This window comes from Bifidobacterium eulemuris (assembly GCF_014898155.1).
In the GTDB taxonomy this organism is placed as follows: domain Bacteria; phylum Actinomycetota; class Actinomycetes; order Actinomycetales; family Bifidobacteriaceae; genus Bifidobacterium; species Bifidobacterium eulemuris.
On the sequence record NZ_CP062938.1, the window covers coordinates 2347651 to 2362373 of the forward strand.

At 59.6% G+C, this 14723-nt stretch carries 10 protein-coding genes and 1 pseudogene; all 11 read left to right on the top strand.

The window, feature by feature from the left end; all coding sequences use genetic code 11:
• Positions 1-449 precede the first annotated feature (449 nt).
• The 11 genes and pseudogenes from BE0216_RS09740 to BE0216_RS09790 all read left to right on the top strand — a co-directional run bounded on the left by BE0216_RS09740 (position 450) and on the right by BE0216_RS09790 (position 14685).
• Positions 450-1889 carry an AAA family ATPase gene (locus BE0216_RS09740; RefSeq protein WP_094636498.1) on the top strand — a complete coding sequence of 480 codons (1440 nt, stop codon included), beginning with the start codon at positions 450-452 and terminating at the stop codon, positions 1887-1889.
• 5 nt (positions 1890-1894) lie between these two features.
• Positions 1895-2599, top strand: coding sequence for a hypothetical protein (locus tag BE0216_RS09745; protein ID WP_094636499.1), 705 nt, complete (start codon positions 1895-1897; stop codon positions 2597-2599).
• 471 nt (positions 2600-3070) lie between these two features.
• A complete protein-coding gene (locus BE0216_RS09750; protein ID WP_143249283.1) occupies positions 3071-3385 on the top strand; it encodes a hypothetical protein in 315 nt (104 codons plus the stop codon).
• Between the two features lie 281 nt (positions 3386-3666).
• Positions 3667-4680: a LacI family DNA-binding transcriptional regulator gene (locus BE0216_RS09755; RefSeq protein WP_094636501.1), complete on the top strand. Its 1014-nt coding sequence runs from the start codon at positions 3667-3669 to the stop codon at positions 4678-4680.
• 113 nt (positions 4681-4793) lie between these two features.
• Entirely contained in the window at positions 4794-6083 is a 1290-nt protein-coding gene (locus BE0216_RS09760) for an extracellular solute-binding protein (protein WP_094636502.1), read from the top strand.
• A 2-nt stretch (positions 6084-6085) separates the two neighbouring features.
• A complete protein-coding gene (locus BE0216_RS09765; protein WP_094636503.1) occupies positions 6086-7006 on the top strand; it encodes a carbohydrate ABC transporter permease in 921 nt (306 codons plus the stop codon).
• Between the two features lies 1 nt (position 7007).
• A complete protein-coding gene (locus tag BE0216_RS09770) occupies positions 7008-7847 on the top strand; it encodes a carbohydrate ABC transporter permease (RefSeq protein ID WP_094636504.1) in 840 nt (279 codons plus the stop codon).
• Positions 7848-7853: 6 nt separating this feature from the next.
• Complete coding sequence (locus BE0216_RS09775; protein ID WP_094636505.1) at positions 7854-8861, top strand: glycoside hydrolase family 130 protein; 1008 nt, start codon at positions 7854-7856, stop codon at positions 8859-8861.
• Positions 8862-8884: 23 nt separating this feature from the next.
• The gene (locus tag BE0216_RS09780; protein WP_094636622.1) at positions 8885-11521 is read left to right on the top strand and encodes a glycoside hydrolase family 2 protein; all 2637 of its coding nucleotides are present in this window, start codon (positions 8885-8887) and stop codon (positions 11519-11521) included.
• A gap of 334 nt (positions 11522-11855) precedes the next feature.
• Positions 11856-13296: pseudogene (locus BE0216_RS09785) on the top strand (polysaccharide biosynthesis tyrosine autokinase).
• A gap of 42 nt (positions 13297-13338) precedes the next feature.
• Complete coding sequence (locus tag BE0216_RS09790; RefSeq protein WP_158217189.1) at positions 13339-14685, top strand: hypothetical protein; 1347 nt, start codon at positions 13339-13341, stop codon at positions 14683-14685.
• The last annotated feature ends 38 nt before the right edge of the window (positions 14686-14723 follow it).

Here is a 14723-nt window from a genome sequence, read left to right on the forward strand (position 1 = left end):
GCTCCGGATAGGTAGGGGAGACGTGCGTTGCGGCCCGAGCGTTCCTCTTCCCCCGTGGGCATCGCTTTCGTGGCGGTTGCGGCAGGTGCGCGAGCGCATAACCCTGCCCCCTAAACAATACACCGGCGAATACACTGCGCGAGCACTAACGTTCGGGCAACGTATTCGCGGTTTGCCGTGCGGGCGTGAAACCACTGGCGAGAGTGATGTAGAGCGGCCTTGCTCCCGAATGACAAAAATTCCATGTTTGAAATAGGCGAAAATGACAAAAATTCCATGTCTAGAACATGCTGAAATGACAAAGATTCCAAAGTTTGGCAGTGGAATCCCGTGGCTGCGTTTTTATTGTTGGGGGTAAACTGTCGTAAAAAGCGTTGGGTTTTTACGAATTTTAAGGTGGTTTACCTTGATTGCGTATAGAATGGGGTGAATACGGCGAAAGGAGCGCCATGATTCGTCTTCAGTCGATCACGCTGAATGGTTTCAAGAACGTTGGGCATGGCGAAATCGCGTTGTCAGCGTGGAAAAAAGGCGAGCCCGCTCCGGATGCCGATATTGTGGGCATCTACGGACAGAATGGTTCTGGCAAGACCTCCGTGATTCAAGCGCTCGGCATAGTGAAACGCCTGTGGAGCGGAAAAAGCATTCAGAAAGCCGCCGTCGACTGCGTGTCAAAGGAAAGCGGCGAGGCGGAAATCGTCGTCGAAGGCGTTCTCTTCAATGACGAAACGCAAGCCGCTGAGACGCAATTCATCTATAGGGCGACAATCCGTGAAAGCGACAAAGGGGCGACGCTGTTTGGTGAGGAACTCGCATGCAAAGACCTCTGCCAAAACGATCCCATGCGCATCATGCTGTCGTATTCTCTGCATACCGGTGCCTCATGGGGGTATGAACTGAAGCCGAAGCGGTTCTGGAAAGACGCTCTATCGTTGGATGGCAACGCGAAAACCGGATTGGCCGTGGCGCAGCGCCTGGCGATCGAGAAGAACACCACGCTGATGTTCTCGGAAGACTTCATATCCCTGATGAATAAGCTCAGCGCCAGCGCCGAGCTGAAAAAAGCGGCCGCGAACGTCTCCGCGAATATGTCAGGCACCGCTTCGGCGGTCGCATCTCTGACCCGGCTCGTCACGAGCATGAAGCGGTTCGCCTTGGCTGACCTGGCGGTGGTCGGCGTTTCGCAATACGCGGTCTCTATGCTGAACTATCTGAGCATCGCGACTCACGAGGGGGAGCGGGGCGGACTGGCGGACGCGTCGTTTACCGTGAACCTGTCCGAACCGGCCACCCTCAACGCGAAGCAGCTTCGCGATCTGCGCAACACGGTCGAGAAAATGACCCCGGTGCTTTCCGCACTGGTGCCGGGACTCTCATTGGGCATCGTCCAGCTTGGCGGCATGCTGGGCAATGACGGAACACCTGCCGAACGAGTGGAAATCACCTGCACCCGCGGCGGAACGACCGTGCCGCTGCGGTGTGAATCCGAAGGCATCAAAAAACTGGTCTCGATTCTCACCCTGCTCATTGACGTGTACTCTAAGCCCGGCGCCTGCGTCGCCATCGACGAATTGGATTCCGGCGTATTCGAATTCCTCCTGGGGGAGATTCTGCAGGTGCTGCAGAATCACGGCCGAGGGCAGCTGATCTTCACCGCGCATAACCTGCGCCCTCTGGAGACCTTGAACAAAGGATCGCTGGTGTTCACCACCACCAATCCTGAACGGCGCTATATCAAATTCCGCGGCAGCCGGGAGAAAAGCAACCTGCGCAGCCAATACCTGCGTGCGATCAACCTCGGCGGGCAAGCGGAAACCGTGTACGAGCCGACCAACATATTCGACATCGACGGCGCGTTCTACGACTCCGGCTTCCCCGAAGGCGAGTGATCCCCATGGCGAACGCGACTCCGGTGACCAAAAAGGTTGTTCTGCTCATCGTGGAAGGGCCCACGGAGGAAACCGCGCTCGGAAGCGTGTTCCAACGACTGTTCAGCGACAGTCTCGTGAAATTCGACGTTGTGCATGGCGATATGACCGTCTCGCAAACCTCCAAAGAACCTCGTGACCGGGTGCGCGAGCTGATTCTAGGCGAGTTGAAGCGTGACCGCGGCTACCAGTGGAAAGACATCGCGCAGATCGTGCAGATCTGCGATACGGATGGCGCCTTCATTCCGGACGACCTCGTGCTTGCGGGCGAGGCGGACGCGATCGAATATCGTGAGGATCGCATACTCACCAGCAAAACGGAAAGCATACGCCTGCGCAACCGCAGAAAAAGGGAATCATTGCGCAAACTATCGGATATCTCGTGCCTGACGTATCAAAAGCATGAGGTGCCGTACCGGATCTACTACTTCTCCAGAAATATGGAGCATGCCCTGCATAACAGATCCGACAGCCTCTCCAACTCCGAGAAGTCGAAACTCGCCCAATCGTTCCGCAGGCGGTTCTCCAACGACCTGCCCCAATTCAAGGCTTTTATGCGAAGCCCGGAAGTGGCGGTGCCCGGCGACTACCAAACTACTTGGAGCGTTCTGCAAGAAGGTGTCTCCTCGCTGCGACGAGGCTCGAACCTGCACCTGGCCATTCCCGAATAGTGTCTTTCGCTGTTCTGCGGAGTCTGGTTTCAGTGGCGCTTCTTTCTGGACGCGGATATCTGCGTTAGCGGTAGTGGATTTGAGCGTCTGCAAACATCCATCTGCGTTAGCGGTAGTGGGCTTTGGGCCATACGCCAAGTATCCGGCCTTGTATTTCAACGCGCATACGCGGGGCAACTCCAAAACCCCACTACCGCTAACGCAGATCGATATCCGCAAGTCCCCAAATCCACTACCGTTAACGCGGATTGATGCCCGGGCGGCTGTGGGTGTTGCCGAAATCACTAATTGTTTGAATTGGGGACTTGGTCGAGGCTGGTGCGCAGCGTATTGACGATTCGGTCGCGATGGGGTGCTTGATGCGGATGAGCTGCGATGGCTAATGGTTCGCCCATGTTGAATGGTGTAGGGGGTGAACAACGGTGTGGTGTGGGGCGACGATGCAGTGTGGCGCGGCGGTGTGATGGTGCCGTGGTGGACGCGGCGTGGCATGACGATGCGGTGTGGTGCGACGGTGTGATGGTGCCGTGGTGCCGTGGTGCCGTGGTGGACGCGGCGTGGCGCGACGATGCGGTGTGGCGCGACGGCGTGATGGTGCCGGGGAGGGCGGTGCGATGCGGGCAATGGTGTGGTGGCGCTGCGGTGGGCGAGGTGTGGTGTGGGGCGACGATGCAGTGTGGTGCGATGGTGCTGCGGCGGATGAGGTGTGGAGCGACGGATGCGGCGTGGCGCGACGATGCAGATGTGATGGTGCTGCGGCGGGCGAGGTGTGGCGCGATGGTGTGATGGCGCTGCGACGGGCGAGGTATGGGGCGACGGATACGGCGTGGCGCAACGATGTGTCGCGGCTCGATGGCGTGTGCGGCGTGATGCAAATGGCAGCGAAATATGGTCAGGCGAGAGTTTTTGTGGAACGGCTTCACTGTTACGCAAACCAATCAAACCGATTTGACACGCCGATAATCAAATCGGTTTGACTGTTTGCGTGAAAGGCCATATGGTTGATACCACCAAGGCTCGAGTGCCTCTCGAGTTTGAAAATCCAAGGAAGGAGGTAACAAGGAATCATGAGCAGCAAACCGACGATAGCGGACGTGGCCAGAGAAGCGGGCGTGACCAAAGGAACCGTCTCGCATGTTTTCAACGGGCATCGCACCATATCGGCGGCAACGGCTAAGAAAGTCACTGACGCGGCCGCAAAGCTCGGATGGATCCCCAACCAGGCCGCCCGTGCGCTGGTGGAGAAGAAAACCAACGCCGTCGGCATTGTGCTGGCGAGGGATCCGGAGGTGCTGTATGCGGATGCGTTCTTTCCGGTGTTCCTCTCCGGTCTCGAGCTGGAACTCTCGAAAAGGGAGATCGCGCTTGTTCTGCAGACGGTCACCGATCGTGAAGCGGAAGAGCGCGCGTACCGTTCGATGTCTCAAGGGCGGGTCGACGGGTTCGTTGTACTGGATATGCGATGTGACGACTGGCGCGTCGGCCTTTTGCGAGAACTGCATATGAAGGCGGTTCTTATGGAATCGGGCGACGACTATCAATTCGAGGATTTCTCGACGGTGTGGGTGGACGACCGGGGCCCTATGCAGGAGGTCGTCGATCATCTGCATGAACTCGGACACACACGTATCGCGCATGTGTCCGGTCCTCTCGAATATGTCCACTCGCAGCAACGCGCCCAAGGGTACGTTGAGCGGGTCGGAAGCCGTGAACTGCTTTATGAGGGGGATTTCACAGCCAAACAAGGTGTGGAGCTGACGCGTGAATTGCTGGCTCTTTCTGAACCCCCGACCGCGATCATCTACGCGAATGACGTGATGGCGATCGGAGGACTGTCGTACGCGGGATCGCAGGGACTGGCCATTCCCGAAGATCTTGCCATCGTTGGTTACGAGGACGATCCGATTTCGGTACATTTGAATCCTCCTATGACCAGCGTGTCCACCAATGCATACAATCGAGGCCAATTGGCCGCTCAACGTTTACTCGCCGACATCGATGGTGACATGCCGAAGGCAGTGCAGTCTTTGCCTGAGACCATTCGATGGCGCGCAAGCACGGAAGGGTCACATTTGGCCTAGAGGCCTTCTCGACCCCCTATCATTCCAAAACATATCCTTCGCCAGGCCATGAGGGCCGTGGTGTGGGTACCGCTTTGCCTTTTTCCAAACATTGCATTTCAAGGAGGAAAACAATGAACAAACTATTCAAAAAACTGGTGGCGCCTGCGGCTTTGGTCACCGCGGCGGCGATGATGCTTTCCGGATGCGGAAGCAGCGCCAACTCTTCCGATGACGCGGCATCCGCGCGAGGTCCCATCACGATCTGGTTGTCCAATAACGCGCAGGAAGTCGCGTGGGGCGAGGAAATGGTCGAATCATGGAACGCCGAGCATCCTGACGAGCAGGTGACCGCCCAGGAGATTCCGGCGTCGTCCTCGTCCGAAGAAGCCATCACGGCGGCGATCACCGCAGGCACCAGCCCGTGCCTCATCTACAACATTTCCGCGGCCGCCGTGCCTGGCTGGGTGCGTCAGGGCGGATTGGTGAACCTGTCAGAATTCGAAGGCGCGGACGAATACATCGAATCGCGCACGGGCGACAGCGCGGAACTCTACCAGACCGACGGCAGCTATTACCAGATGCCGTGGAAGGCGAATCCGGTGATGATCCTGTACAACAAGGACATCTTCGAGAAGGCGGGCATCGACCCGGAGAACCCCGGCATGGACACCTACGAGGGATTCCTTGAGGGAGCGAGGAAGATCGTGCAAAGCGGCGCCTCGCAAAGTGCCATCTGGCCGGTGCCGACCAACGACTTCTACCAGCCGTGGAACGATTTCTATCCGCTGTATCTCGCCGCGACCGGCGGCACCCCGCTTGTCGAGGACGGCGAGGCGACCTTCGACAACGAGGCCGGGCAGGAGGTCAGCGAACTGTTCAAAACCCTGTATGACGAGAACCTCGCTCCGAAGGAGAAGTATACGGACGATCCTATGGTGCAGGGCAACACCGCCATGCAGCTCGCCGGACCTTGGGCCATCGCCTCCTACAAGGACAACGTGAACGTCGGCGTCATGCCTGTGCCCACCAAGGATGGCGGTGAGGACGTGACGACGTTCGCCGATTCGAAGAACGTGTCCATGTTCACCACATGCTCGGCCCAGGCCACGGCGTGGGATTTCATGCAGTACACCACCAGCAAGGAGGCCGACAAGAAGTTCATTGAAACGACGGGACAGATTCCCATGCGCGAGGACGATGAAGGCGTGTTCGACGAGTATGCCGCGCAGAATCCCGACTATGAGCCGTTCATCGAACAGGCTCAGCGTATGAGCGATGTGCCGAGCCTGACGAACTCCACCGAAGTGTGGCAGGAGTTCCGCAAACTGTGGTCCTCCGACATCATCTTCGGCGGCGCGTCCTCCGAGCAGTTCGTCGCCGACGCGGCAAGCGCGGTGAACGATCTGGTCAAGGAAGGCTGACCATGAGCGGGGCCACCCACACGAGCCGCCATCCCCGTACCGGCGGATGGCGGCGGTGGCTCGGCGAACAGCCGATTGGCGGATTGTTCGCCCTGCCGTATGTGATCTTCGTCCTGGTGATCTTCGCCTATCCTCTGGGATATGCCATCTATATGGCGTTCCATGATTACTTCTTCACCGCTCCCGGCGTGAACGTGGATAAGCCGTTTGTCGGATTTGAGAACTTCATCACCGTGCTGAGCGATCCGGACGTGTTGCAGGCGTTCCGCAACATTCTGGTGTTCCTGGTGATCAACGTTCCATTGACCGTGGTCCTTTCGATGATTCTGGCCAATGTGCTCAACGCCGGCGTCCGCTGGGCGGCCATGTTCCGCATCGCGTTCTACCTTCCCTACATCACCGCAAGCGTGTCCCTGGTCGGCGTATGGCTGCTGCTGTTCTCCCAGAACGGTCTGATCAACTCGATCCTCGGCTCATGGGCGCCCGACCCGTCGTGGTTGTCCAACACACGGCTCGCGATGCCGCTGATCGCGCTGTACGTCACATGGAAACAGCTCGGATTCTATATTCTGCTGTATCTCGCGGCGTTGCAGAACGTGCCCAAGGAACTGCATGAGGCGGCCGAAATGGATGGATGCAACGGCTTGCAACGGTTCTGGCATGTGACGGTCCCCAGCGTTCGTTCCACCACCACATTGGTGTTGGTGCTCGCCATCATCACCGGCTCCAACCTTTTCACGGAACCCTACCTACTCACCAACGGCGGAGGCCCCGATGGATCCAGCACCACTCCGGTGCTGCTGATCTACCAGCTCGGCATCCAGCAGCAGAATCCTGATCTGGCGTCGGCCATCGGCATGCTCCTTGTCATCCTCGTCGGTCTGATGTCGATGATCGCCAACCAGTTGAATAAGGAGAAGTGACATGCGACATCCACATCCCGTGCGCGTCGTACTGCGCTACGTCGTCATCATACTGGCGGCTTTGATGTTCGCGTTCCCGTTCTACTTCATGGTCGTCGGCGCGTTCCAGGACAATCCGACCAACACCCCTGACAAGCTCCTGCCGACCTCCGGTTGGACCATTGAGAACTTCGTGGAGACGAACAGCCGCATCGATCTGCTGCAATCGCTGTGCAATTCACTGATTTTCGTCGGTGGTGTTCTGCTGGGCACGGTGGTGTTCGGTCTGCTCGCCGGATATGCGGTGTCCTGCCTCGATTTCCGTGGCAGAGGAGGCGTGTGGGTACTGATGCTGCTGGTGCAGATGATTCCGTTCCAGCTGTTGATGATTCCCCTGTATGTGCAGATCACCCGCTCCTACGGATTGGGCGACACCTACATAGGCATGATCCTGCCGTTCCTGATCAACACGACGGCGGTGTTCATCTTCGCGCAGTTCTTCAAAGCGCTGCCTCGATCCATTTTCGAAGCCGCGAGAATCGACGGGGCCGGCGAGATCAGAATCCTTTGGACCATCGCCATTCCGCTGGTTCGTCCCGCGTTGGTGACCGCGATCCTCGTCACGTTCATCGGCCCCTGGAACGAGTTCCTATGGCCGTTCCTTATCACCAAAGACACGAGCATGCAGCCGTTGGCCGTATCTCTGGCGAACTTCATCGCCAGCGTCTCGACATCCATGGCCAATCCGAACGGAGCGATCCTCGCCGGCGCCACGGTGCTGGCGTTCCCCGTGATCGTGCTGTTCTGCGTGTTCCAAAAGTATTTCCAGACCACCAACATCGGTGCGGCAACGAAAGGATAATCTGTAATGACCGCTCACCACGCAACCAGCTTCTTCACCGGAGCAGCCTTCCCCCTCGGACCGTTCGTCCCCTACGAGAACAATCCGATCCTGACCCCATTGGGCGGTTCATGGGAGTCGTCCAACCTGTATAATCCCGCCGCGCTGGTGGTCGACGACGAAGTCGTGCTCATCTACCGGGCCCATGCGGACGATATCGTTTCGCATCTGGGTATCGCCCGCAGCAAGGACGGCGTCCATTTCGAGCGGCAAAGCGATCCCATCATCTCCCCGGAGCATGAATACGAGCGGTACGGATGCGAGGATCCGCGCATCTCCGTCATCGATGGCACCTATTACCTGACCTACACCGGTTGGGACCGGCGCGAAGCGCAGCTGTGCCTGGCGACCAGCACGGATCTCGAGCATTGGACCAAACACGGCCCGCTGTTCAAGGACTTCGACACGTTCAAGCCCACGCCCGACGCGCACGGACACAATTGGTCGAAGGCGGGCGTGATCGTTCCCCACAAAATGCAGGGAAAGTGGTGGATGTACTTCGGTGAGGGCTGCATCTATTGGGCGACCAGCGACGATCTGATCCACTGGACTCCCGGCACCACCGATGAGGAACCCATGTACAAGCCCACCGCGGGCACGTTCGACGCGGACCTCGTCGAAATCGGCGCGCCCCCGGTGCTCACGGACAACGGCCTACTGTTGTTCGTGATGAATGGCGCCACCCGCACCCCGAAGCCGGAGGGTGGTTGGGACGTCGATTACCGTTGCGGACAGTTCGCCATCGATCCCGACCACCCGGACCAGGTCATCGCCCGCATGCAGACCCCGTGGCTGAAGCCGCAAAGCTTCGAAGACCACCACGGTCTGATCCCGAACGTGACGTTCGTGGAAGGCCTGGTGAAATTCCATGGCAAATGGTTCGCCTATTACGGACAATCGGATACGACGCTCGCGGTCGCGATCCATGATCCGGAACGGCAGTGGGGCGACGCGTTCGTCGCCGCGCTCGACTGAGACAGCGAGACGACATGGGATATATGCGAGACAACGTCTTCCGTGGTTTATCGGACGGATGGACGGTACGGGCGCTCACCACACAGGAGATTCCGGCCGAGCTGCGCGACACGCTCGGCCGGGGGATCCCGGCTCGGGTCCCCGGCGAGGTGACGGTCGATCTGATGGAGGCCGGTCTTATCGACGACCCGTTCGACGGCTGCAACGAACAGGTGCTGCAGTGGATCGGCCGATGCGATTGGGAATACCGCTGCACGTTCGATTGGAACGACGACGGGCTCGAACGGCACGATTTGGTCGCGTTCGGGTTGGACACCATCGCCTCCGTTCGACTCAACGGCCATCAGGTCGGTATGGCGCGGAACTTCCATCGCACCTACCGGTGGGATGTCGGACGCTACTTGCGTGACGGGGAGAATACGCTGACGGTCGAGTTCGCGGCACCCACGACATACACCGAAATGCGCGAACGTGATTACGGCGTGTACCCGCATGCGTCGTTGCCGGCGTTCAACCAGATTCGCAAGCCAGCTTCCTCATTCGGCTGGGATTGGGGCGTCAACGCCGTCAACGTGGGCATCGTGCAGCCTATAGGCTTGGAATCCTGGTCCGGCTGCCGACTGGAGCAGGTCGTCACCCAAGCCGACGTCAGGGAAGACGGTACGGGTGTTTTGGATTGCGTCGTGGACACCACGCGTGCCGGCGACCGTTCCGAAGCGCCGGTGATCGCGGAGCTGTACGACGGGGATAATCTGGTCGCCTCATGCGAGCGGACGATTCCCGCGAACCGCAATACGATCGAGATGCGTTTGACGGTCGAGCAAGCGGCGTTGTGGTGGCCGGTGGGATACGGGGAACCGCATCTCTACACGCTTGAAATCCGGTTGCCGGAAGAGTCGCGTTCATGTTCGCAATGGCAGGGGAGTGTGGGCTTCCGAACCGTCGCGATCGATGTGGACGCGGACCGATATGGTCGGCCGTTTTCGATTCATGTCAACGGATGTCCCGTGCATGCGCGGGGATATAACTGGGTTCCCGCGGATGCGCTTATCAGCCGTGCCACGCCTGAACTCATCACCGCACGTATGGTTGATCTTGTCGAATCCAACAGCAACATGCTGCGCATATGGGGCGGCGGCCTCTATGAGAGCGAGGAGCTTTACGATTTCGCGGACCGCCACGGCGTCATGATCTGGCAGGACTTCCCCTTCGCCTGCGCCGCCTATCCGGAGGATCTGGAAACCCAAGCGGAGGTCGACGTCGAAGCCCGTGAGCAGATCGCGCGGCTGAACACGCATCCCAGTCTGGTCATTTGGAACGGCTCCAATGAAAACTACATGGAGGCGACCGGATGGCTCGGCATCGGACTGCGTGATGACGATCTTCCCGCTGACGACGCCGGACGCCATGACAAACCGTGGGGCGACCACTATTACGCTCACCAGTTGCCGGAACTGCTCAAGGAGCTTCGGACGACCGCCGCGTATATTCCCAGTTCCCCCATCAGTTTCTCCCCATATACCGACCCCAACAAACCGGAGGATGGCACCTGCCACCTGTGGGATGTGTGGAATAAGGCCGACTATCGTCGATATGCGGAACGTGTGCCGCGATTCTGCGACGAATTCGGATACCAAGCGCCACCCGCATGGAGCACTCTGACCAAAGTCGTCCACGACCTGCCGATGGATCCGTTCGCGCCGCAGATGCTCAACCATCAGAAAGCCATCGACCACGGTAACGAGAAACTGGCGAAAGGCATGAGATCGCATATCACGCCCGGCCGGTTCGAGGATGTCAATCCCGATAGGAACGCCGACAACCAGTGGCTGCTCGACAGCGACAGGTGGGAGAACGTTGAGGACTGGCATTGGGCGTGCCAACTGCAGCAGGCCCAGGCGGTGCGGTTCGGAGCCGAACATATGCGTGCGCTGGAACCGGTGAATCAAGGCGTGCTCATATGGCAGCTCAACGACGATTGGCCGGTTATCTCTTGGGCCGCGGTCGACTATGAGGGCCATCGCAAGCCGTTATGGTATGCGTCCCGCAGATTCTTCGCCCCACGTCTGGCGATGATTCGGCCGACGGTCAGCGACGAATGCCGGGAACGGTATTCGTGGGACGGCGTGGCGCTTGAACCGGATGGTTTGTCGTTGATCCTGGTCAACGACAGTTCTGAATCGTATCGATTCGTCTGGAATTGTCGACGCGTCGACCTCAGTGGACGGGAACTGGCATCGGTCGCTTTGGAGACATCGGTGGATGCGTTCTGCGTGACGCGTGTTCCATTGCCGAGGGAAGTCGTCGAGTTCTCGGACCCAAGCAATGAGCTCGTGGTCGCTTCGACCGAGGATGCGAATTGGTCGCGCGTCATCTACGACCCGGTTGAGATCGTGGAACAGACGTTGGAGACGCGGCCGTTCGATACTCAAGTGAGCGAGGAAATCGGTGGCTATCGCCTTGACGTCACGGCTCGATCGTATGTCCGTGACCTCTTCTGCATGGCCGATAAAGTGGGTGGAACGGTCGACGATGGACTGGTCAGCCTTCTGCCGGGCGAAACCGCGACGTTCCATATCACAGGCGGGCAAGTGGACGATCCGCCCATGTATGGCGACGCTCGCGTGCTGCGCTGCGCCAACGATCTGAAGAACCGATAAACAATTCATAATGCCGGCTTGCCATGGCGCTCTCACTGTCATGGCAAGCCGGCATTATGCATTGTTCGGATCGGTGTTTGGAAAGACCTGTGCCGTGGTTGCAGCATGACTGTGAGCGGTCGTATGGCGATGGAGCGATATGACGGCGAGTGGGGGTGTGGTGGGGTGAGGTTGAGGAGGGTATGGTCGGTGTTTCGTGAAGAGATGCGGAAGAAGGGAACGGACGAGGTAAGCCGTACCCCCGATCTGATAGGCTAACAGCCGTATTCTGTCACATAGGCGAACAGTAGGGGTTATGACTCAAGAAGAAATGGAAGCGTCTGAGGAACAGGGTGTGACGCTTGCCGATTTGCTGATGATGATTCGCAAGCACGTCATCATGGTCGTGGTGGTGTTCGTGGTGGTGTTGGCCGCAGTCGCCGCATACACGTTCACCACGCCGAAGAAGTACTCCGCCACGGCCGAGCTGCTGGCCATGTCCGGCCAGGGGGCGGTCAGCGATACGGCGAGCGGCAACTTGTCGCAGTTCAACACGGCGAGCTCGTATATCAATTCGCAGATCGAAACCTATCCGGAACTGGCGAAAACCGAAACCGTGCTGGATACGGTCATCGACGATCTCAGCCTCAACATGACGGTCAGCGAGGTCGCCGAACTGATCACGGTGAGCAACCCCTCGGGCACGCTGATGGTCGACATCACGGCCGAAACCGTGGATCCCGAGCTTTCCCAGCAGCTGGCGAACGCCGTGGCGGACAGTCTGAGTGACCAGGTCTCCACCTCGCTGGGCACGCTGGACGAGGATGTGAATCCCGTCATGCTGTCCGTGGTGCAGCGGGCGCAGGTGCCGCAGTCGGCCAGCTCGCCGCGCGTGGCGCTGTATCTGGCCGTCGGCGCGCTGGCCGGCCTGATTCTGGGCGTGTGCTGCGCGGTCGTGCGTGAGATGCTCAACACGAAGGTGGAGGAATCCTCCGACGTGCGTAGCATTGTGGGCGCTTCGTCGCTCGGCACCGTGCCGCAGGACGAGCTGCTGGAAGGCAGCCGTCCGATGGTGGTCGCACAGCCGGGCGGTCCACTCGCCGAGGAATTCCGTCGCATCCACACCAACCTGTCGTTCCTGCGTGCCGACCGCGCGAACGAACAAGGTCAGGTGCTGGTGTTCACCTCGTCGTCTCCGGCCGAGGGCAAAACCACCACCACCATCAACGTGGCCGCCGCATTGGCGGAGGACGGCGCCAAGGTGCTGCTCATCGACGCCGACCTGCGGCACCCCTCGGTGGCCCACCATCTCGACATCGAAGGCCATGTGGGCCTCGCCCACGTGCTCTCCGGCCAGATGATGCCCAAAGATGTGGTGCAGAGCTACTGGAAGCCGAATCTCCATGTGCTCGCCGCCGGCAAGCGCCCAGCCAACCCCAGCATCCTGCTCAACTCCGAAACCATGGCCAAGCTGGTCTCACAGGCGGTCACGCAGTATGACTATGTGATCATCGACACCGCCCCGCTGAGCGTTTCGAACGACGCCTCCGTGTTCGGCCGTTGGGCCAACGGCGTGATTCTGGTGGCAGGCAAGGGCGTGTGTGAGAAGAAGGATCTGGCCGAAGCCTACGATTCGCTCGAATCGGCCGGTGTACCGGTGCTCGGCTTCGTGTTCAACTTCGCCGACCCGAAGAAGAAGCGCGAAGGCAGCTACTACTATTTATTACTACGAAGAGGATGGCGGCCACGCGCGCGGCAAAGACAAAACACGCCGCCACAAGACCGACAACCAGTAATCCTCAAATCCTCCAGCAAACAGATTCGAATGGCGTGAACGTATGAACAGAGTGCCGGACGAACAACCCCGGTCGAGCGGCGACATCGTCACCACCGACTGGGATATTCCTGTGATCGATTTCTCGCAGGTGCCCGCGCCCAAGGAACAATCGGCGGCGCCAACGGAGCGAACCGCCGATGCGGGCACGGGAATGACCGCCGGAGCGCAAGCGGACGACGACATCTTCAGCGGAGTCCGCTTCGACTCCTCGGTGGACGACGAGCCGGACGCCGAAGCCGCCGCGGCCCAGGATGCCGAACGCGCCGCGCGCAAAGCCCGGCGCAAACGGCGTGTGATCATCGCCGCCGTGGCCGCCGGCGTGATCGTCGTGGGGTCGGCGGTTGCGGCATGGGTGGTTTGGACCATGCAAAGCGACCAGCGTGCTCTGGCCAGCGCCCAAAACACATGCGACGAGAGCGTGAGCGATGTGGAACGCGCCATAAGCAGACTGGACGGCACCCTCGAAACGGCAGTCGACGCGCAGACGATCACCGCCGGCCAAGTGGCGGACTCGAATACGATCACGGCGTTGCAGGCCGCCATAAGCGAAGCGCAATCCGGCGACGACCCCGTTCCCTGCGATGCGGATACGGCCGACGAACTGCACAGCGCGGCCTCCAACAATCAGACGCTGGTCAACCAAATCAACAACCGGAACACCACGTTGAAAACAGCGGTCGCCAACGTCAACGCCAGCAAGAACACCAAAGACGTCAACGATGCCAAAGCGAGTCTGCAAACCCTGACCACGGACGCGCAGACCCGATACGACGAGACGGCCGGCGCGGTCGCCGACGAATCCACGCGCGAGACGCTGCTGCAGGCCATCGAGACCGCCAACACGCTGCTGGAACAATCCAATCCCACATTGGACGCTTTAAACAACGCCGTCACGGCGTTGAACACGGCCGTGCAGAACGTCGACACATCGGCGAGCGACCTCGAGGCTGCGGCGCAGAACTATTATCAGAACCAGCGGAACACGACGACCAATACACCGCAACAATCGAACGCCGGCACGTCGCAATCCGCGGGGAACAACACGTCGACGCCGAACGCCGGCGGTGGCACGGGCGGTACCGGCAGCACCGGTAGCGCCGGCAATAGCGGTAACGCTGGCAATAGCGGTAGCACCGGCAATACCGGTGGCACCGGTAATACTGGCGGCACCGGTAATACTGGCGGCACCGGTAATACTGGCGGAACCGGCAATACCGACAGCACTGGTAGCACTGGTAGCGACGGTGGTGGCCAAAGCGGCGGGACAGCCAATACCCAACCTGGCGCTGGAGGCTCGGAGTCCGCCACTGGCGGCGAAAACGGGACAAGCGCCGAGTCAGGGCAATAACGCAATAGCGCATGAGCGCGCAACACTTGAAACCGGGA